Genomic DNA, 20,675 nt, shown 5'->3' on the forward strand with positions numbered 1-20,675 from the left:
AATTATATTATTTCCCTTATTTAAAATCAAGAGATATAATGTTAATAGATAGGGAAAGGACGGTATTTTGCAGTGAACAGTTTGCAGAAATATAGGACATTATTCTTCTCCACTTTTAAGCTCAGTGCATGTACATTTGGTGGAGGTTTTGTGATCATTCCATTGATGAGAAAAAAATTTGTAGAGGAACTTGGTTGGATTGAAGAAGATGAAATGTTGGATCTGACAGCGATTGCGCAGTCCTCTCCGGGAGCAATAGCAGTTAATGCATCCATTTTAGTCGGTTATCATGTTGCGGGATTTTCCGGTGCTGTACTTACGGTAGTGGGAACAGTACTGCCGCCGCTCATCATTATCTCAGTAATCTCGATATTCTATCAGGCATTTCGGGATAATCCCATTGTGAATATGGCAATGACGGGAATGCTTTGCGGTGTAGCTGCTGTTATATGTGATGTCGTGATCAACATGTCAAAAAGTATCTTTCAAAAGAAGCGTATACTACCTGTTTTTGTGCTGTTTGCTTCTTTTATAGCCGTACGTTTTTTTTCTGTAAATATCATCATTATCATTCTCGTTTGCGGCGGTATTGGCGCGGTTGATACATGGTATCAGAAAAAACGACAGAAAGCAGGTGATAAGTGATGCTATATCTTCAATTGTTTTGGAGTTTTTTCCAGATCGGACTATTTAGTATTGGCGGCGGTTATGCCGCCATGCCTTTGATCCAAAATCAAGTGGTGGATCTTCATTCTTGGCTGACTATGGCACAATTCGCAGATATCATGACGATCGCTGAGATGACCCCCGGTCCTATTGCTGTTAATTCTGCGACTTTTGTTGGGATACAAGTTGCAGGATTTCCGGGAGCTGTTATCGCAACAGTCGGCTGCGTGTTCCCTTCCTGCGTGATCGTGATGACGCTGGCTTACATGTACTATCGTTTCCGTGGTTTGGACATGGTACAGGGGGTGCTTGCAGGGCTGCGTCCCGCAGTGATCGCTATGATCGCCTCTGCAGGTATCTCTCTGTTGATCATGGCGCTGTACGGACAGAGAATGTTGCCTGCTGATCTGGCATCTTTGGATGTGATTGCCGTGATTATTTTCGCGATCGGCATAAGTGTTTTGAGAAAATGGAAACTGAATCCACTGTGGATCATGGCAGGTTCCGGTGTTGCGGGAACTGTCCTGTATTCCCTATTTTGAAAAAAGAGTATTGAAGATATGTAAAATATACTGCCTCACATTGATCAGATGTTCAATGTGGGGCGTTTTTTATAAGCAGTTATCTTTAGATTGATAGTATTGTCTGTTATATGAGAATGTGTCCGTTATAGGATTATTTTACAAAAAAATGGAGATGTTTTTGGGAAGGTTTAACAAAAAAATATTAAAAAATAGAAATAGATTGACAATTGTGATAAGCGGTGATAAGCTGTCGCCACAGATTAAGGAAAACAAGTGGAATAGTATTCCGTATAACGGAATAAGGAAGGAGGAGAAAAACATGCAGGTGATAGACAGAGCATTGGAAATATTGACGATATTAAGTAAAGAGACGAATGGTCTATCTGTGTCTGGTCTGGCGAAAAAGTTGTCTTTGCCGCCTAGTTCGATACATCGGATCCTGGCAAGTCTCAAAGAAAACAACTTTATCATCCAGGACAGTGAGAGCAGAAAATACAAGATAGGATATAAATTGTATACGCTTTGCTCGAATATGAGTAAAAATAATATACTTGTGAACCTTGCAAAACCGATCATGCAGAAATTAGCAGAAGAGATACAAATGACAGTAGTTTTATGTGTAATGGAGGAGAATCATATTATCAATATTGCCTGTATTGAAAGCGATGAACACTCTATGTATATGGTGAAGATCGGCAAACAGATGCCTCTCTATTCAACATCGGCAGGCCGTGTATTCAGTGCGTATATGGACAGGTGTACGGTGAAAGAAATCTATGAAAATATGGATCTGAAACCAAGTACTCCCTACACAAAAACAAAGATCCAAGAACTTTTGGAGGAATTGGATCATATCCGTGAGAAAGGCTATGCGCTGATCGATGAGGAACTGCAAATGGGGATACAAGGCGTGGCAAGTCCTATTTTTGATAATAATAAAAAAGTGGCGGCTGCGCTGGCTTTGACGAGTATGAAGCAAAGCAGGATGATCACGGATGAAATTATTGAAAAATTAAAACAAAGTGCGGATTCTATTACGAAAGCGATCAGTTAAGAAGAGGTGGTACATATGGCAGAGTATAGTGTGGAAATAAAAAATTTATCTAAAATTTACAGCAATTTATTAAAGGCAGATACGGTTGCATTAGAAAATATTAATTTGAATATAAGACAGAGCGAGTTTATCTCCATCATCGGTCCGTCAGGATGCGGAAAATCGACGTTACTGAAAATGATAGGAAATCTGGAAAAACCGAGTAAAGGAGAAATCCAATATAGAGACGGCGTGAACCAGCAGATGGGATTTGTATTTCAAGATGCGACGCTGCTTCCGTGGAAAAATGTGCAGAAAAATGCAGAATTTCCATTAGAGATACAGAAGAAGAAAACACCGGAAAATTTAAAAAGGTTAGATGAACTGCTGGAGCTGGCGGGACTGACAGAATTTAAGACAGCTCTCCCCAGAGAGTTGTCCGGAGGCATGAGACAGAGAGTTTCTATTGTAAGAGCACTTTCCTATGATGCGCCGCTTTTATTGATGGACGAGCCTTTCGGTGCGTTGGACGCATTGACAAGGGATAATTTAAATGAACAGCTTCTGCATATATGGGAAAACACAAAGAAAACCATTATTTTTGTTACGCATAGTATTGAAGAAGCGGTATTTTTATCGGATCGTGTAGTAGTTATGTCACCCCGTCCGGGAAGGATTAAAGAGATCGTGAATATCGACCTGCCAAGACCGAGAGGGGAAAGTACAAGAAATGCTCCTGAATTTACAGAATATAGTAAATATTTGAGGGGGATCATCGGATGAAAAAGGGAAATAAAACGAGAAAGCTGTTAAGCTCCATACTAGAATATGTGCTATCTATTGGTGTGTTTGTGCTGGCATGGCTTATCTATACTACGGTAAAGGATGTGCCGCTGTATGTCCTTCCCGGTCCGGCAGAAGTGGGAAAGAGCCTCATAGAAATGTTCGCGGATGGAACGGTATATCCACATTTATGGGCTACGACTTATGAAGTGATCCTCGGCTTTATTATCGGAAGCGTGCTGGGAATGGCGCTTGGCTATCTTTTTATAAAGGTGGATGTGCTCAGGACAGCTTTGATGCCGTATCTGATATTTTTCCAGACAGCTCCGAAGATCGCGCTTGTTCCGCTTTTTGTAGTCTGGTTTGGAATCGGCATCGTATCAAAAATTATTTTGATCATTACAATGGTATTATTTCCTGTCCTGTCAGGCATGATGCTTGGATTAGATTCCATACCAAAGGAAGCGAAAGACTTGATGAAGGTATTAAAAGCATCCAAATGGCAGATTTTTACAAAAATCGAAATGCAGTATTCAATGCCGGCATTATTTTCTAGTTTTAAGATCGGAATTATACAGGCGGTCATTGGAGCGATCGTTGCAGAATGGATGTCAGGAAAAGTTGGTCTTGGGTATATTTTGACCTATTCTTCTTCTACCTATGACACACCGGCATTGCTGGCGGGGATCATTGTGACGATCGTACTTGGGATCGTAACGTATGAGATTGTCAGTATATTCGAAAATAAAGCCTTATATTGGCATGAATCAAAGAAATAAAGGAGGCACAACTTGAATTTTATATCAGCGTCATCACCTAAAATTAATGGAAAAATGCCCCATCTATTGTGTGAGGAAGGAGATATCGGAGAAATCGTCCTTCTTCCGGGGGATCCTGGAAGAGTAGAGCTGTTTCAGGAACTGTGCGAAGAGTTTCGCATTATAAGCAGAAACAGGGAATATACGATAGGAACCGGTTATTATAAAGATATGAAGATTTCCGTATGTTCTACGGGAATTGGGGCGGCTTCTACAGAAATTGCCGTTGCCCAATTGATCGGGCTTGGCGCAAAAGCGCTTATCCGTATAGGAGGGACGGGAGTTTTAAAGAAAGAAATTCCCTGCGGTTCCATGATCATCAATACAGGAGCAATGCGGCTTGGCGGTACGTCCACTTTTTATGCGCCTCTAGAATATCCGGCAGTAGCGTCTGTGGAGGTGATAGATTCTTTGATCGAGGCCTGTGAAGAAAGCCATATACAGTATTATACAGGAATTTGTGCGTCTATCGCGTCTTTTTACCACGGACAAGGCAGAGCACTTCCTTATGAAAAGGAATATGATGAAGCTTCTCAATTGGAAAAATATCAGAAATTGAATCTGGTCAATTTGGAAATGGAAGCGGAGACGATCTATACGATGGCATCTCTGCAGAACATATATGCCGGAAGTATTTGTTCCGTGCACTGCAACCGGGTCACAGATCAATGGGAGGTGGACAATGCAAAGGCACAGAGAAGAATGTGTATGCTAGCTCTGGAAGGAGCTTGGAAGTTAAATAAACGTTATATAAAAGGAGGAAAAGAATCATGAAGTTAAAAGGAAAGATCACAGCAGTAGTATTAGGTGTTGCAATGGCAGTATCTGTTCTTGCCGGCTGCGGCAGCGGAACAGCCGATGACACTAAGCAGACCGGACAGGCACAGCAGAAGGAAAATAAGGAGGAAGCAGGCGGTTTAAGGACGGTTTCTATTCAGATCGATGGAGCGGCAGTGCCATATTACGCTCCGCTTTATATGGCGCAGGAGAAAGGGTATTTTAAAGAAGAAGGATTAAATGTGGAGTTCTATTATGCTGCGGCAGCAGATATTGTCACAAATGTAGCAAGTGGAAATGTGGATTTTGGTTTTCCGAATGCAGATGCGGTAGTAGCGGCAAAATCAAAAGGTATCCCGGTAAAAGTGGCGCATACGACATATCAGGAAGGATTGGGCGCGATCATCTTTGGCGCTGACTCCGGAATCAAAGAACCGGCAGATTTAAAAGGAAAAACAGTGGCTGTTACAAGTCTTGGCAGCGCCAATTATTTTCAGCTGCAGGCAGCGCTGGAGTCGGCGGGACTTACAGTAGATGATGTGAAAGTAGAAGTGATCGGGACAGGGGCGATCTTGAACTCTCTGACAGAAGGTCAGGTCGATGCGATCGTATTTTCGAAATTAAGAACGATCGAATTAAACAATGCGGGATATGAAGCGGAAGAGATCTTGTGCGACCAGTTTCTGCCGTCCTTCGGAAACGTTGTGATCACAAGTGAAGAACTTTCAAACAAGGAACCGGAAGTGATAGAAGGATTTACAAAAGCACTTACAAAAGGTATTGAATATGTCATAGATGGACATGCAGAGGAAGCAGTAGATTTTTCTATAGAAAATCATGCGCAGACGTTTGATACAGCGAAAAGAGATGTGGCAGTACAGATCTTAAATGAAGTGTTTATTCCGACATTATGGCAGAGTGAGTATACGAAAGAAAAGGGAATCGGGGCCTCTGATCCGGAAAAGTGGCAGGCATTGATCGACGATTCAGTAAAATACGGAATTATTGACGAGGGATTCCAAGCGGAAGAACTTTTATATACACCGGGAAAATAAGGAGAATAAAGAGCTATGTTTTATCGAAAAAATAGGAAGATCATTCTTCCAGTCATTGTTTTCCCGATATTACTTATCATTTGGGAAGCATACATTAAAATTTTCCATATCTCCAGTTATGTGCTGCCGGATCCCTATGCTCTTTTGCTCTCATTTATTGAATTATTTACAGGGGGAACGATCTGGCCGCATATAGCAGTGACGATGCAGGAAATATTTTTAGGAACCTTGATCGGTATTGCTATAGGGCTAGTATTAGGATACATTATGGCAAAGATAAAGATTTTAGAGCGTCTGATCATGCCGTTTGTCATTATTATCCAGACAGCTCCTAAAATATCGCTGGCTCCACTGTTTATATTGTGGATGGGACTGGGGCTTAAGTCCAAAGCCGCGCTTGTAATACTTGTCGTGTCCTTTCCGATTATGATAAATGAAGTATCGGCCATCCGTTCGATCGATCCGAATGTTTATAATTTAATGAAGATTTTAAAAGCAAATCCTTGGCAGCGTTTTGTGAAAATAGAATTGCCGTATTCAGTTGAGATGCTTTTGTCTGGTATCAAATTAGCTCTGACCCAGGCTATGACAGGCGCGGTGATCGGAGAGATGATCGGAGCGAAAGCAGGTCTTGGATATTTATTAAATCTGGGCAGGGAGACTTTTGATATTAAACTGATCTTAAACGCCGTTATTTTATTGAGCGCTATTGGACTTCTATTGTACCTGGTGTCTGAGTTTATAGAAAAACATGCGCTTTATTGGAAAGTAATCGATAAAGAAGTTATGGGCTGATACAGCTGCATGTTCTGCTGCACAGTCTGCTGTACTTCTGCATATATTGACAGCAAGAGGATATATCCGGCCGGGAGAGGATAGGATTGAGGATCTGCGAATTAAGGGAAAAAGAAGTGATCAATATATGCAACTGTAAAAGGCTGGGCTGTGTGGTAGATATTGAAATGAATATCTGCGATGGCTGTGTGGAGGCGATCATTATCCCGGGACCGGGGAAAATCTGTGGTTTTTTGGGAACGGACAGCGAGTATGTGATCCCCTTTGCCTGTATAAAAAAAATAGGACCGGATATCATACTGGTAGAGATCCAGGAAGAGAAATTTTTACAGAAGTTGTAGAAATAAAAAACGGAGAAGAAATAGCACAGGTCTTGCAGGACAGTGCCTATTTCTTCTCTGCTTTTGAGATTTTTTATTGAAGGAATTTTTTTAATTCATCCATAAAGGTATTGACATCTTTGAACTCGCGATAGACGGAGGCGAATCTTACATACGCTACGGGATCCAGCGCTTTTAGTTTGTCCATGACGATCTCACCGATCAGACTGCTTGGGATCTCCTTTTCTTCCCTGTTGAAAATCTCCAGTTCAACAGAATCAATGGCTTTTTGTATCTCATTTGCCGGAACAGGGCGTTTATAGCAAGCGCTTAAAATACCGTGTTCGATCTTGGAGCGGTCGTACTGTTCACGGTTATTATCCTTTTTGATGACGATGAGGGGAATAGTCTCTACTTTCTCATAGGTAGTAAAACGTTTTCCACATTCATCGCAGGAACGCCGTCTGCGGATAGAGTTTTTATCTTCTGCTGGTCTGGAATCGATCACTCTTGTATCTGGATGACCACAATATGGACACTTCATAATAAGAACCTGCCTTTCTTGTTACTTTTACTATCAGTTTATTCTGTCTTTAAGTATACACAATCTGCCTGCTTTTTGTAAAGGAAACACTTGCAAAATGCAGAAAAATCACTTACAATAATTTCGACAATTTAATAATGAAGGTTATTTGAAGGAGGAGACAAGCATGAAAAGAAGAGGAACAGCGATTCTTTTGGTGTTGACATTTGTCTTGTCTGTTGCACTGAGCGGGTGTTCAGGTGACAAGAAAGAGGCAGGGTCTGCAACCGAGAATGAACTTTCAGGGAAACCGGTCGAAGGAGGAAGTATCCGTGTTGGTATTTCCCAGGATTTGGACAGTCTTGACCCACATAAAGCAGTTGCGGCAGGAACAAAAGAGGTTTTATTTAATGTATATGAAGGTCTGGTAAAACCAGATAAAGATGGAAATTTAACAGAAGCCGTAGCAAGCAGTTATGAAATAACAGAAGATGCAAAGGTATATACGTTTACCTTGCGTGATGGAGTCAAGTTCCATAATGGGAGTGACGTTACGGCAGAAGATGTAAAATATTCAATTGACAGATGCGCCGATACGTCGAATGGAGAACCGCTCGTATCGGCGTATTCTATTATCGAGAGTGTAAATATACTGGATGCCAAGACGGTAGAAATACGCCTGTCAGAGCCTAATACGGAATTTCTTGCCTATATGACAACGGCTATTATCCCGAAAGGATATGACAAACTGGAGACGGAACCGGTAGGAACGGGTCCTTTTCAATTTGTGTCGCGTTCCCCGCAGGAGAATATCATTTTGAAGAAAAATGAGGATTACTGGGGAGAAAAAGCACATTTAGACGAAGTGGAATTTAAGATCGTAGCGGATGCGGATATGGTAGTGACGAATCTAAAAGGTGGTTCTATCGATATGTATATGCGCCTGACGTCTGCGCAGGCGGCGGAACTTACGGAAGGCTTCCATATTGAAGAAGGTACGATGAACCTGGTGCAGGCGCTGTATCTGAATAATGACGCGGAACCTTTGAACAATGAAAAGGTTCGCCAGGCGCTGTGCTATGCCATCGATCCGGAGGAGATCATGGCAATGATCGCGGATGGAAAAGGAGTCCGGGTAGGGACGAGTATGTATCCGGGACTGAAAAAATATTTTGACGATACGTATACGAAATATTATGCGCAGGACTATGAGAAAGCAAAAGAATTGTTAAAAGAGGCCGGCTATGAAGATGGTTTTGATCTGGAGATCACGGTGTGTTCGGCAGATCAGCCGCATGTGGATACGGCCCAGGTGATCGTCGAAGAACTCAAGAATATCGGGGTGAATGCCACGATCAAACCGGTCGAATGGGAGGCATGGCTGGAGGATGTTTACGCGGGGAGAAACTTCCAGTCTACGGTCGTCGGCGTAGACGCTTCCAATCTGTCAGCGCGTGCTATGTTGGAACGATTTGTCTCAGACGCGGATGGAAACTTTATCAATTTTAACGATAAAGAGTATGATGCGACATTCCAAAAAGCGATCGCGGCGATAGATGAGGAGGAACAGACAGCGTTATATAAAGAACTGGAAGGGATCCTTACAGAAAAAGCGGCAAATGTCTATATACAGGATCTTGCCAATTTAGTCGCGATCAGTGATGCGTATGACGGATATGAGTTTTATCCGCTGTATGTGCAGGATATGTCCGCGATATATAAGGTAGAGTAGCGTATAAAAAAGAGAAAAACGATATGTATACAGGGTCCCATGGGAGGAAAGCATGAAATTTCTAATAAAAAAAATCACAGGTCTTATAATCGCATTATTAATTGTCAGTATCCTTGCTTTCCTGGCATTTGAGGTCATTCCGGGGGATCCGGCCCGAACCATCCTCGGTACAGAAGCGACCGAAGCAAAAGTAGAAGCGCTGCGTGATGAGATGGGGTTGAACCGGCCCCTGCCTGTCCGGTATGGAGAGTGGATCCAGAATTTTGTGGCAGGGGATATGGGCACATCCTATTCCTATCAGATTCCGGTAAAGGAGTTGATCGCAGATAAGATTCCGATCACAGCTGCCATGACGTTGATGAGCTTTATCGGTATCCTTCTATTATCTGTTCCGTTGGGGATACTATGTGTCCGTTTTGAAAACCGGATGGTGGACAAGATCTTTCTTGTACTGAATCAGATTATGATGTCAGTGCCTCCGTTTTTTATTGGTATGATCCTGACAGTCGTATTTGGTCTATTTTTTCACATGTTTACCCCGGGAGAGTATATTTCTTATACCGAAGATATAGGTGGATTTTTGGGATATCTGGTGCTGCCTTCTCTGGCGATCGCACTGCCCAAGGCGGCGATGACGATGAAGATGTTAAGAAGTTCTATGCTTTCCCAGATGGGGCAGGAGTATGTCCGCACGGCAAGGAGCCGGGGAAACAGTCCATGGAGGATCCTGCTTGTGCATGTATTTAAAAATGGGTTTCTGCCGGTTCTCACTTTTTTGGGAGTGATGATAGCGGATGTGATAGCGAACAGTATCGTGGTAGAGCAGGTATTTGGAATTCCAGGGCTTGGAAGGACGCTGATCACATCGATCGCAAAAAGAGACTATCCTGTAGTAGAGGCAGTCATCGTCTGGCTCGCTGTGGTGATCCTTGTGATCAATGTGGCGGTGGATCTGTTATATCGAAGATTAGATAAGAGGATCGAGATATGAGAAAAAGTAAGAAAGTACATTCCTTCTATTTTACGGCAGGTCTTGCCTTGACGATTTTTATGACGATCCTGATCATAGCAGGTTTTTTTTGGACGCCTTATGACCCGGAAGCAATGGCAGGCACATTGAAACTCAAAGGACCGTCCCTGTCCCATGTATTTGGCACAGACCAGTTTGGCAGGGATGTGTTGAGCCGGGTGCTGGCAGGGGCAGGCAATACTCTCGTGATTGCGGCAGGAACGATCGTGATCGGAGGAACGATCGGAAGTGTGCTCGGAGCAGTAACAGGATACTTTGGCGGCTGGCTGGACGAAGGACTCATGCGGATCAACGACGCGCTGGCGGCGTTCCCGAGTGTTCTTTTGGCATTGGTCATTGTAAGTATTTCGGGACCGGGTACGTATAAAGTTATGTTGGCGCTTGGGATTGCGTTTATCCCCAGTTTTGCCAGAGTTGTCCGGGGAGAATTTATGCGGTGCGCAAAAGAGGACTATGTGATCAGCGCAAAACTGATCGGCGTATCGGTACCCAGAATTTTATTTGTACACATTCTGCCGAATATTCTTCCTGCACTTTTGTCGGCACTGGCGATCGGTTTTAATAATGCGGTTCTGGCGGAAGCGGGGATGAGTTATCTGGGAATCGGTGTACAGCCTCCGGATGCCAGCCTGGGCAGGATGCTTTCAGAAGCCCAGACATATCTGGCAGGAGGTCCGTGGTGTGCTGTATTTCCCGGCGTCTTTCTTGTGCTTTTGATCCTTGGTGTGGGGATGCTGGGAGAAGGGATCCTGGATAGATTCGGAGGTGGAAGATAATGCTAAGAGTAGAAGATCTGTCCATCTGGTTTGAGGACAGGGGCACTCTGGAAAAAGTCGTAAAAGGAATCTCTTTTTCTATGGACAGTGGAGAGATCTTAGGCATCGTTGGAGAATCTGGCTCTGGGAAGACAATGACGGCGCTGACGATCGCAGGGATCTTGAAGAAAAATGCACGGATTGAGAGTGGAAAGATAGCATTTGAAGGAAAGGAGCTGCTTTCTCTGACAGGGAAGGAATTGCGAGACATACAGGGAAAAGAGATCAGCATGATCTTTCAGGAGCCAATGACGGCACTCAATCCGACGCTGCGCATTGGGCGCCAGGTGGAGGAAACACTTCTGCTGCATGAAAAGATGTCCCGGAAAGAAAGAAAAGAGAGGGCTTTTCAGGCTTTAAGAGATGTAGAATTAAAAGATATAGAGTCAGTCTATAAGAAATACCCTCATGAGTTGTCAGGAGGAATGCGCCAGAGAGTGATGATCGCCGCAGCCGTGATAGACAGGCCGAAACTTTTGATCGCAGACGAACCGACGACGGCGCTGGATGTGCATACCCAGGAAGGGATCTTAACATTATTGAAGAAACTGAATCAAAAATATAAGATGGGGATCTTGTTTATTTCGCATAATCTGCGGGTCGTAAAAGAACTGTGCAGCCGTGTGCTTGTAATGAAAGAGGGAGAGATCGTGGAAGAAGGTACGGCGGAAGCGATTTTTGCAGATCCAAAGACAGCTTATACAAGAGAACTGATCGAGGCGATCCCTTCAAGGACGAAGGGAAGCATGTACTACGATCTGTTGAAAGAAAAGGCTGGTGAAATGCATGAAGGATAAAGTGCTGGAGTTAAAACATGTAAATGCCTGGTATCGGGAAGGGCGGAGGAAAAAACAGATACTTGAGGATGTTTCTTTCACGCTCTATGAGGGCGAAATGGTTGGATTAGTGGGAGAAAGCGGGAGTGGAAAATCCACGCTCTGTAAATGTGTGCTGGGACTTTTAAAAGAATATGAAGGAGAGATCATCCAGTATACAAAACGTCCGCAGATGGTTTTTCAAGATCCTTACAAATCTCTGAATCCCAGGAAAAAGATCGGCTGGCTTTTGGAAGAACCGCTGAAGGCAGAAAAGAAATATACAAAAGAACAACGCCGGAAAAAGGCGGAAGAAATGCTGCGCCGGGTTCATCTTCCAGAAGATCTTTATGACCGGTATCCAAAAGAACTAAGCGGCGGACAGAGGCAGCGTGTCAGTATCGCACTGGCTCTTATTACAGGGACAAAGTTTATTCTTGCGGATGAACCACTTTCTGCGTTAGACGTAACGGTACAGGCACAGATCATACAGTTGTTAAAAGAACTGCAGGCAAAAGAACGGCTCTCGTATCTGTTTGTCTCACATGATCTGGATGTAGTCAGTATGCTTTGCAGCCGTGTATTGTTTTTAAAGGACGGGAATGTGACAGAATATGAGAACATATAAGTTGACAGTATCTTATGACGGCACCCGTTATCAGGGGTGGCAGAAGCAAAAGAATACAGACAAGACGATACAGGCAATAGTAGAAAATGCTCTTGGAAAAACGGCGGGATATCCTGTGGAGATATACGGTTCTGGGCGGACAGACGCCGGCGTACATGCGAAAGGACAGACTTTGTCCTGTAGTTTAAGAGGCAAAATTAGGGAAGAGACGTTTCAGGAAGTGATAAACAGTCTGCTTCCGGAGGATATTCGTGTCATACGTACGGAACTTGTGAAAAATGGTTTCCACGCACGTTACAGCGCTTCCGGCAAATGCTATGAGTACCATATAGATACACGGCAGAAACAAGATGTGTTTGAACGCCGGTACTCTTATCATTTTCCCTATAAGGTGGACAAAAAGAAAATGGAAGAAGCAGCGCGTATTCTTATAGGTACGCATGATTTTGCCGCATTTACGGATAAAAAGGAAGAAAAGTCCACAATAAGGTCAATTTATGATATAATGATAGCCGGACAAGACGGGAAAATACAGATCACGTATCGAGGGAATGGCTTTTTATATCATATGGTACGGATCCTGACCGGGACTTTGCTGGAAGTCGGAATGGGAAAGCTTACGACAGAAGAAATCGCCGGCGCGCTCGTGACAGGGGAGCGAAAAAGGGCAGGTTTTATGGCGCCGGCAAAAGGATTGTTTTTAAAAGAAGTATATTATTAGGCTATATTCCTTACAAAGAAAGTGTCTCAAAAGTTGTTTTTTGAGACATTTTCCTTTCGGGAAGAGGATAAGGAGGCGGATATGAAACTTATTTCATGGAATGTAAATGGGATCCGGGCATGCGTGCAAAAAGGATTTCTGGACTTTTTCCAAGAGGCAGATGCAGATATTTTCTGCATACAGGAGACGAAAATGCAGGAAGGGCAGCTTGAGCTTGATCTAAAAGGATATCATCAATATTGGAATTACGCAGTGAAAAAAGGATATTCCGGAACCGCTGTGTTTACGAAGCAAGAACCGCTGGCGGTGACATATGGGATCGGGATCGAGGAACATGACCAGGAAGGTCGTGTGATCACATGCGAATTTGGAGAGTTTTACCTGGTGACGGTATACACGCCAAATTCGCAGAATGAGTTAAAACGGCTTGCCTACCGTATGCAGTGGGAAGAAGACTTCCAGGCATATTTAAAGCGTCTGGAAGAAAAGAAACCAGTCATTGTAACAGGTGATATGAATGTGGCGCATCAGGAGATCGATCTGAAGAATCCAAAGACAAACAGGAAAAACGCAGGTTTTACGGATGAAGAAAGACAGAAATTTACGGAACTTTTAGAAGCAGGGTTTATCGATACGTTCCGCTATTTTTATCCGGAGAAAGAAGGCGTTTACTCCTGGTGGTCATACCGTTTCAGCGCACGCGCGAAAAACGCGGGATGGCGTATTGATTATTTCTGCGTATCAAAGTCGTTGGAAGATCATTTGGAAAATGCAAAAATTTTGACGGACGTGATGGGGTCAGATCATTGCCCGGTAGAATTGGATATAAAGGAAGGAGGCAGTCATCATGACAAAGATTGACATTATTTCCGGTTTCCTGGGAGCCGGAAAGACAACATTTATCAAAAAAATGCTGAAAGAGGCATTTGCAGGAGAGCAGGTCGTACTGATCGAAAATGAATTCGGAGAGATTGGGATCGACGGCGGTTTTTTAAAAGAGGCAGGCATTGAGATCCGGGAAATGAATTCAGGCTGTATCTGCTGTTCACTTGTAGGGGATTTTGGAAAATCTTTAAAAGAAGTGGTGGATACGTATCATCCGGAAAGAATCTTGATCGAGCCATCCGGTGTGGGGAAACTATCCGATGTGATCAAAGCAGTACAGGATGTGCAGGAGAGTATTGACGCAAAACTGAACAGTTTTACGACGGTAGTCGACGTGACAAAATGTAAAATTTACAGAAAAAATTTTGGGGAATTTTTCAGTAATCAGATCGCCTATGCAGGGACGATTATTTTAAGTCGTACAGATAAGGCAAAACCAGAAAAAATAGAAGAAAGTGTGGCGCTGCTGCGCGAGTTAAACGAAAAGGCGCCGATTATCACGACGCCGATCGATGAGCTTCCTGGAAGTAAACTGTTGGAAGTGATGGAGGCAGAAGGATCATTGGAAGAAGAGCTGCTTTCTGAAATGCCCTGCCCGGTATGCGGATGTCATCACCATCATGAGGGAGAAGAACACGAACATCACCATCACCACCATGAGGGAGAAGAACACGAACATCACCATCACCACCATGAGGGAGAAGAACACGAACATCACCATCATCACCATGAGGGAGAAGAACACGAACACCATCATCACGCACATGGACATCATCATGCAGATGAAATTTTTACCAGCTGGGGAAAAGAGACGATCCGTACGTATACACGAGAAGAAATCGAATATATACTAAAGGAACTGGAACAAGAGGAAAAATTTGGTACCGTGCTGCGTGCAAAAGGCATGGTGGCGGGAGAAGATGGAAACTGGATCTATTTCGATATGGTTCCGGAGGAACAGGAAGTCCGCAGCGGCGCGCCGGAATATACAGGAAGGATCTGCGTGATCGGATCCAAATTGCAAGAAGAAAAGCTGGAGAAGCTGTTCGGACTTGCAGAATAGCTGCGTGAGAGGAGAGAGCCAAATGACAGAACCAGAGACGTTAGTATATTTGATGACAGGTTTTTTGGACAGCGGGAAAACTCAGTTTTTAAAGTTTACCCTGCAGCAGGACTATTTCCAGATCGACGGAAAGACTCTTTTGATCCTCTGTGAAGAAGGAGAAGAAGAATATCCCGCAGGCGAAATGCTGAAATACGGAGTCGTTATCGAGCATGTGGAGGAACAAGAGAAACTGACAGAAGCGTGGCTTCAGAAAATGGAGGAAAAGCACCGGCCGCAGCGTGTGATCATAGAGTACAACGGGATGTGGAAAGTCAGTGATTTTGAGAAAATGACGCTGCCGGAAGGCTGGGTGATCGAACAGAAGATCACGACAGTGGATGCCAGCACTTTTCAGATGTATCTTACGAATTTAAAACCGTTGTTTGTCGAGATGGTAAGAGGTGCGGAGATGGTCTTGTTTAACCGTTGTGAAGATGTAAAGCCGCTTGCCGGATACAGACGCAGTGTGAAGGTGGTAAGTCCCCAGGCGGAAGTGATCTTTGAGGGGGAAGAAGGAGAACTGGATCATATTTTTGAAGATGACGTTCCTTATGATTTGGACGCTCCAGTCATTGAGATACGCAGAGAAGATTATGGGATCTGGTATGTGGATATGATGGAAAATCCAGAGCGATATGATAAAAAGGTGATTGAATTCACGGCAAAAGTACTCAAGCCACGTACTTTTCCATCCAAAGTATTCCTGCCAGGACGCATGGCGATGACATGCTGTGCGGATGATACGACATTTTTGGGCTATGTGTGCAAGAGTGCTTACGCGCCGAAACTTAAACCGGGACAATGGGTGAAGATCCGGGCGAAAGTAGGCTTTGCCAATGTTTCTGTTTACCATGGGAAAGGACCGGTTTTGGAAGCGGAGAATATAGAAATAGCAGAGCCGATAGAGGAACTCGTGTATTTTAACTGATCAAATTGGATATGAGAAAGTGGAGGTTCACAAAATGGAAAAGAAATATGATGTGATTGCAATGGGGGAACTATTGATTGATTTTACGATGAACGGGCAAAGCGGGCAGGGCAACGCACTTTTTGAAGCCTGCCCGGGTGGAGCGCCCTGCAATGTGCTTGCGCTTCTGAATAAAATGGGGAAACAGACGGCTTTTATAGGGAAAGTGGGAAAAGACCAGTTTGGGAAGACGTTGAAAGATACATTGGATGAAGTGAAGATCGATACGTCGCATTTGTTGGAAGATGATCGTGTACATACGACGCTTGCGTTTGTACATACATTTCCAGATGGAGACAGAGAATTTTCTTTTTACAGAGATCCGGGGGCAGATATGATGCTGACAGAAGAGGAGATCGACGAAGACTTTTTGGAAGAAGCGAAGATTTTCCATTTTGGAACTCTTTCTATGACTCATGACGAGGTGCGCAAAGCAACAAAGAAAGCACTAAATATTGCGAAAAAGAGTGGGACGCTGATTTCTTTTGATCCGAATCTGAGGCCTCCTTTGTGGAGTTCTTTAGAACTGGCAAAAGAGCAGATGAAATATGGTTTTACCTTCTGCGATATATTGAAAATCTCAGATAATGAGATTCAGTTTGTATCCGGCAAAGAAGATTATGATGAAGGAATTGCCTGGCTGCAGGAAAATTATCAGATACCGCTGATCTTCCTTACTATGGGAAAGGATGGCAGTCGTGGGTATTATAAGGGAATGCGTATAGAGAAAAAGGGAGTACAGGTAAAAGCCATAGAGACGACAGGCGCTGGCGACACATTCTGTGGAAGCTGCCTTAATTATATTTTAGAGCATGACCTTTTCAATCTGACAGAAGACCAGATTGAAGAAATGCTGACCTTTGCCAATGCCGCGGCAGCGCTTGTGACGACCAGAAAAGGCGCCATCAAGGCAATGCCCCGGAAGGAAGAAGTGTTGGAGCTGATCAGAAAATAGAAGTGTATACTCATAAGGACAGAAAAAGACAAACCGCAGGCATGATGTCTGCGGTTTGTTTTTAGATTTCAGCATTTCTGGTAGGCAAGCCGTTTCGTTCCGTCATCTGTATAAATGATGCCGCAGTAGGTGAAACCGTTTTTCTCGAGCAGATGCTGCATGATCTGATTGTCTTTGTGGGTATCGATCTTCAGATTGCGGCATTTTTTAAATGCCCAGTCAAGGCAAAAGGAAGCGGCGCCTTTTACGGTCCCGTCGGAAGTGATACGGTGGACAACACCATAAGGAGCGGTATTTATCCATTTTCCGTTATATATGTTTTGATATGTATGGTCTTCTCCTTCATTGTAGTAAAAGACAGCAACGATACATTTGTCTGTTTCACAGACATAGCTGTGCTCTGTTCCGATATCCTTTTTGATAAGTTCTGGTTCCGGATATGTACTGCCCCATTGCGAGGGATTTCCATGTGTGGACATAAAATATCTTGCTTTTTCATACAGATTTTGGATAGACGATAGATCATCCATAGTAGATTTTCTAATTTTCATAATCGACAAAACTCCTTATAATTCGATAAAAAATACATAGCATGCGATAAAAATGCGCTATGAGATAGAATGTGTTCTTTACGTGTATTGTAAAGCAGGCGGTAGGGAAAAGGCAAGGGAAAAAAGGTCGTTGACATCTAAAAACTACAAGTGTAAGATTTAAGAAAACGGACAAGGAGGAAATATGAAAGCAGGAATACATAAAATTTTGTTCATAGCAGTGCTGTGCTTACTTCTGTCTACAGGCTGTGGTTCGGAAGAAGAACATGCCAAAAACATAGAAACCGGCGAGACAGAAACGAGGGAAGAAAAGGATAGTCAGGAGGGGCTTCTTAGGGAAAACGAACAATTGGCAGAAAACTATAGGACCGTATATGAGAAAGCGAAGGAAGAGAATTCCTTGGACAGCAAGAATACTATAGAAGAGATTATAACGATTTTAGGGGAGGAGGGATATTGTGCAGTAGATTCGGAAAATCAGATAAATATGACACATGCAGAGGAAGCGCAGTCGTTTTGTGAAAAGGCGTCAGACGAAGAAAAAGCAGAATTTTTGCTTTTCATTGTGACAGATCAGGGTGGGTTCGTGCGGTATGATCTGCACTGTATGGAAGGAAACATGACAGTACAAAGAAGCAGACTCACCTGGGACAAAGGGGGAAATCCGCATGCCGAAGCAGTGGATTCCTATGTGGCAGAGGAGTGGAAGTATACAGAAAAAGGATATTTGTTTTTAGAGTTAGAACGCCCCTCAGGGTTTGACGGGCCCAGCGGACATACAGCTATACGGATCAAGCCGTTAGCGGAGGAGTTAAGACGGTGGAATGAACAGTATATTCTTCCGATAGGGTACAAAAGCAACAATTTGTTTACGACGAATTGGAGCGCGGAATCCTATGGAGAACTTTGCTTTTATGATGTATATGAGCCTTTTTATAAAATGAAAATGGGGGAGGCAAAACAATTTGACGCAGAAGTAGGAACGAAAGAATATGCGATACCCGAACAGGAATTTGAGTCTGTGATACAGACATTTTTGCCAGTGGATACAGAAGTACTGCGAATGGAACAGGGATATGACGCAGAGATAGGCTGTTATCTATACCGACAGAGAGGCCTGCATGATCTAGGTGAAAACCCAGATACTCCGTATCCGGAGGTGGTGGGCGGTACAGAGAATGGAGATGGTACTGTGACCCTGACAGTAGACGCAGTATGGAAAAAGAAAAATACTGACAAGGCGTTTACCCACCAGGTAAAAATACGCCCGGCGGAAGAAAGAAAAGAAGATATGCCACAAGGCTCCTTTGTCTATCTTTCTAATGAGCTCCTGCCCTTTGAAGGCAGCCAAATTCCTGCTTACGTGCCCAGACTAACGGATGAGGAATGGCAGAAATACTACGGAGAAAATGGATAAATAGAAAGTTTCTGTAAGACGGAGAAAGCGATTTCAGAGGCGGTTTTACCCGAAGCATCGTCTTTTCCCTCTATGTGTACAGAGAAAAAGTAAACCTCTTCTCCCCTTTCAAGGATCCCGATGAACCATCCGTTTTGTTCCCTTCCATTGATCTTTCCTGTGCCGGTTTTCCCATATACAGTATACTCTTCATCTGCAGACAGGTGGAGAGAGTTTAACACGGTGTCTATGTCTTTTTGACGGAAATTCCAGGTATTATAATAGAGATTTCTAAGGAGGACAGTCTGCTCCACCGGGGAGATCTGCAGGGAAGATTCCAGCCAGTAATCCTCTATGGCGCCGGATATATTTTGGTTTCCATATTGGATCTGCTGGAAATAACTGCGCAGGGCCGGTTTTCCTATTTCTTTATCCAAATATTGGAAATACCAGTTGACAGATGCAGACATGGCGCTGTTGAGCGTCTGATCCCGGTTCCAAGAAGCGAAGGGATAGGCGGTTTTATCCCAGGGGACTATGGACGAATCAGGAGATATGACACAGGAGTCCAGGGCAAAAAGCGCACTGTATATTTTATAAGTGGAGTCGGGGGAAGTCCGCTTTAAGGCGTCTTCTGTATTATAGATGCTCCAGTTTTTTCCGGTGGAATCGGACAGAACGAAACTGCCTTCATAACTGCCGAAGGCGTCTGCCATCTCTAGGGTATGAATGTCTCCCTGTGGAAGAGGAACAGACGAGGGCAGCTGTGCAGAGGCGGAAAAGCAGGGACTCACAGACAGGCAGAAAAGAACGGTGCAAAGGCAGATCATATAGCCGAGCAGGCGTTTTTGCCATGCTGGGGCCGCATAAGAGGAAATATGCAGTATTCGGCTTTTGAGCTCCTTTTTGGTATGTGCAGAGCTAAAGGCGAGAGGGGCAGAGCATGAGGCTGCAGAAAGCTGAAGAAGGAGTTTGCCGTACAGTATATACTCTGCCTCATTGAGATGTTTGAGAACGAAAGCATCACAGGCAAGCTCACGATCCAGCTGGATCCTTTTGGCGGCGTATAGGATGAAAGGATTGAACCAGTACAGTGGCTTTAGGATAAGCAGCAAAAAATTGCAGATACCGTCTTTGTGGAGGCAGTGCTGAAGTTCATGCATGAAAATGTATTTCAGGCTGTCTTTTTCTACATAGGACAAGAGCGGGGACGGAAGATAAATCTTTTGCATATATACTCCTGCTGTAAAAGGCGAACCGTTGAAATCTAAGGCTAAAAGAGGAATATCCCGTTTAATACCGAGTTCTCTTTTGACGCTGTCGTAGGTATGGAGAATAAACGTGTCTTTGACTGCAATAGCGTCGGTTCGCCACTTTTTAAACCGTAGACATGTAAGAAGTGTAAGTATACTGTGAAGAAAAACGCCTGCTGTCCAACAAATAAAAAGAGCCGATAAAATACTGTCAGGACAGCGGCTGACAGACAGGCTGAGATCTTGCAGAGCGTCTGGGAGAAGGGTGGCAGAAGGCTCTGTGGGATCTACAGGAAGAGAAGCAGAAGTAAGCAGGCTGGAAAAAGATTTTAGGGTATATGTAAAAATACCGGTGGGAAGAAAAGGAACGATCAACAAGACAAGATAGGGGATCCAGAGTGCATATTGGATCGGGGTGGAGATACGATGTTTAAACAGATATTTTATGAAAAATAAAACAAGGGTCAATACTGCCAATATAAGATTGGATTTCAGAAATGAAAGTGTAAATGCGGCAATCATCCTCGA

Annotated in this window: 23 protein-coding genes; 20 read left to right on the forward strand and 3 right to left on the reverse strand. The window is 43.7% G+C overall.

What is annotated here, in order from left to right:
* The first annotated feature begins 72 nt into the window (after positions 1-72).
* The 9 genes from WKT01_RS03695 to WKT01_RS03735 all read left to right on the forward strand — a co-directional run bounded on the left by WKT01_RS03695 (position 73) and on the right by WKT01_RS03735 (position 6,792).
* On the forward strand, positions 73-645 hold the full coding sequence (locus WKT01_RS03695; RefSeq protein WP_117975193.1) for a chromate transporter: 573 nt from the start codon (positions 73-75) through the stop codon (positions 643-645).
* Positions 645-1,208 carry a chromate transporter gene (locus WKT01_RS03700; protein WP_059068138.1) on the forward strand — a complete coding sequence of 188 codons (564 nt, stop codon included), beginning with the start codon at positions 645-647 and terminating at the stop codon, positions 1,206-1,208. The genes WKT01_RS03695 and WKT01_RS03700 overlap by 1 nt, the downstream gene beginning before the upstream one ends.
* A 301-nt stretch (positions 1,209-1,509) precedes the next feature.
* The gene (locus WKT01_RS03705) at positions 1,510-2,244 is read left to right on the forward strand and encodes an IclR family transcriptional regulator (protein ID WP_340311462.1); all 735 of its coding nucleotides are present in this window, start codon (positions 1,510-1,512) and stop codon (positions 2,242-2,244) included.
* Between the two features lie 15 nt (positions 2,245-2,259).
* The gene (locus WKT01_RS03710; RefSeq protein WP_059068145.1) at positions 2,260-3,006 is read left to right on the forward strand and encodes an ABC transporter ATP-binding protein; all 747 of its coding nucleotides are present in this window, start codon (positions 2,260-2,262) and stop codon (positions 3,004-3,006) included.
* Entirely contained in the window at positions 3,003-3,785 is a 783-nt protein-coding gene (locus WKT01_RS03715) for an ABC transporter permease (protein WP_059068147.1), read from the forward strand. The genes WKT01_RS03710 and WKT01_RS03715 overlap by 4 nt, the downstream gene beginning before the upstream one ends.
* 12 nt (positions 3,786-3,797) lie before the next feature.
* Entirely contained in the window at positions 3,798-4,598 is an 801-nt protein-coding gene (locus tag WKT01_RS03720; RefSeq protein WP_242866620.1) for a nucleoside phosphorylase, read from the forward strand.
* Positions 4,595-5,656, forward strand: coding sequence for an ABC transporter substrate-binding protein (locus WKT01_RS03725; RefSeq protein WP_059068149.1), 1,062 nt, complete (start codon positions 4,595-4,597; stop codon positions 5,654-5,656). The genes WKT01_RS03720 and WKT01_RS03725 overlap by 4 nt, the downstream gene beginning before the upstream one ends.
* Positions 5,657-5,671: 15 nt before the next feature.
* Positions 5,672-6,451, forward strand: coding sequence for an ABC transporter permease (locus WKT01_RS03730; protein WP_059068150.1), 780 nt, complete (start codon positions 5,672-5,674; stop codon positions 6,449-6,451).
* A gap of 86 nt (positions 6,452-6,537) precedes the next feature.
* Positions 6,538-6,792, forward strand: a complete 255-nt coding sequence (locus WKT01_RS03735) for a PRC-barrel domain-containing protein (protein WP_059068152.1) — start codon at positions 6,538-6,540, stop codon at positions 6,790-6,792.
* Positions 6,793-6,865: 73 nt separating this feature from the next.
* Here WKT01_RS03735 and nrdR read toward each other — a convergent pair whose 3' ends face one another.
* Positions 6,866-7,315: a transcriptional regulator NrdR gene (gene nrdR, locus WKT01_RS03740; protein ID WP_059068154.1), complete on the reverse strand. Its 450-nt coding sequence runs from the start codon at positions 7,313-7,315 to the stop codon at positions 6,866-6,868.
* Positions 7,316-7,481: 166 nt separating this feature from the next.
* On the opposite strand from nrdR, the gene WKT01_RS03745 reads away from it, so the two are divergent.
* From WKT01_RS03745 to WKT01_RS03790, 10 genes are all read left to right on the forward strand, one after another.
* Positions 7,482-9,026, forward strand: a complete 1,545-nt coding sequence (locus WKT01_RS03745; protein WP_117975190.1) for an ABC transporter substrate-binding protein — start codon at positions 7,482-7,484, stop codon at positions 9,024-9,026.
* A 52-nt stretch (positions 9,027-9,078) separates the two neighbouring features.
* On the forward strand, positions 9,079-10,017 hold the full coding sequence (locus tag WKT01_RS03750) for an ABC transporter permease (RefSeq protein ID WP_340311463.1): 939 nt from the start codon (positions 9,079-9,081) through the stop codon (positions 10,015-10,017).
* Entirely contained in the window at positions 10,014-10,832 is an 819-nt protein-coding gene (locus WKT01_RS03755) for an ABC transporter permease (RefSeq protein WP_340311464.1), read from the forward strand. The genes WKT01_RS03750 and WKT01_RS03755 overlap by 4 nt, the downstream gene beginning before the upstream one ends.
* Positions 10,832-11,668: an ABC transporter ATP-binding protein gene (locus WKT01_RS03760; protein ID WP_117975187.1), complete on the forward strand. Its 837-nt coding sequence runs from the start codon at positions 10,832-10,834 to the stop codon at positions 11,666-11,668. Before WKT01_RS03755 ends, WKT01_RS03760 begins: the two co-directional genes overlap by 1 nt.
* Positions 11,658-12,314, forward strand: a complete 657-nt coding sequence (locus WKT01_RS03765) for an ABC transporter ATP-binding protein (RefSeq protein ID WP_340311465.1) — start codon at positions 11,658-11,660, stop codon at positions 12,312-12,314. Before WKT01_RS03760 ends, WKT01_RS03765 begins: the two co-directional genes overlap by 11 nt.
* Complete coding sequence (gene truA, locus WKT01_RS03770) at positions 12,301-13,035, forward strand: tRNA pseudouridine(38-40) synthase TruA (RefSeq protein ID WP_340311466.1); 735 nt, start codon at positions 12,301-12,303, stop codon at positions 13,033-13,035. Before WKT01_RS03765 ends, truA begins: the two co-directional genes overlap by 14 nt.
* A gap of 81 nt (positions 13,036-13,116) precedes the next feature.
* Positions 13,117-13,896 (forward strand): exodeoxyribonuclease III, encoded by a 780-nt coding sequence (locus tag WKT01_RS03775; protein ID WP_340311467.1) that lies wholly within the window; start codon positions 13,117-13,119, stop codon positions 13,894-13,896.
* Positions 13,883-14,983, forward strand: a complete 1,101-nt coding sequence (locus tag WKT01_RS03780) for a CobW family GTP-binding protein (RefSeq protein WP_059068169.1) — start codon at positions 13,883-13,885, stop codon at positions 14,981-14,983. Before WKT01_RS03775 ends, WKT01_RS03780 begins: the two co-directional genes overlap by 14 nt.
* 22 nt (positions 14,984-15,005) lie before the next feature.
* On the forward strand, positions 15,006-15,953 hold the full coding sequence (locus WKT01_RS03785) for a TIGR03943 family putative permease subunit (protein ID WP_340311468.1): 948 nt from the start codon (positions 15,006-15,008) through the stop codon (positions 15,951-15,953).
* A 34-nt stretch (positions 15,954-15,987) separates the two neighbouring features.
* Positions 15,988-16,947 carry a carbohydrate kinase family protein gene (locus WKT01_RS03790; RefSeq protein WP_340311469.1) on the forward strand — a complete coding sequence of 320 codons (960 nt, stop codon included), beginning with the start codon at positions 15,988-15,990 and terminating at the stop codon, positions 16,945-16,947.
* A 68-nt stretch (positions 16,948-17,015) separates the two neighbouring features.
* On the opposite strand, the gene WKT01_RS03795 is transcribed toward WKT01_RS03790, so the two are convergent.
* Positions 17,016-17,498, reverse strand: a complete 483-nt coding sequence (locus WKT01_RS03795) for a GNAT family N-acetyltransferase (protein WP_340311470.1) — start codon at positions 17,496-17,498, stop codon at positions 17,016-17,018.
* Between the two features lie 184 nt (positions 17,499-17,682).
* On the opposite strand from WKT01_RS03795, the gene WKT01_RS03800 reads away from it, so the two are divergent.
* Positions 17,683-18,915 (forward strand): DUF6070 family protein, encoded by a 1,233-nt coding sequence (locus WKT01_RS03800; protein ID WP_340311471.1) that lies wholly within the window; start codon positions 17,683-17,685, stop codon positions 18,913-18,915.
* Here the strand turns inward: WKT01_RS03800 and WKT01_RS03805 are convergent.
* Positions 18,897-20,669 (reverse strand): BlaR1 family beta-lactam sensor/signal transducer, encoded by a 1,773-nt coding sequence (locus WKT01_RS03805; RefSeq protein WP_340311472.1) that lies wholly within the window; start codon positions 20,667-20,669, stop codon positions 18,897-18,899. The genes WKT01_RS03800 and WKT01_RS03805 overlap by 19 nt on opposite strands.
* Between the last annotated feature and the right edge of the window lie 6 nt (positions 20,670-20,675).

Source organism: Mediterraneibacter sp. ICN-202921, from assembly GCF_037890075.1.
GTDB lineage: Bacteria > Bacillota > Clostridia > Lachnospirales > Lachnospiraceae > Mediterraneibacter > Mediterraneibacter massiliensis.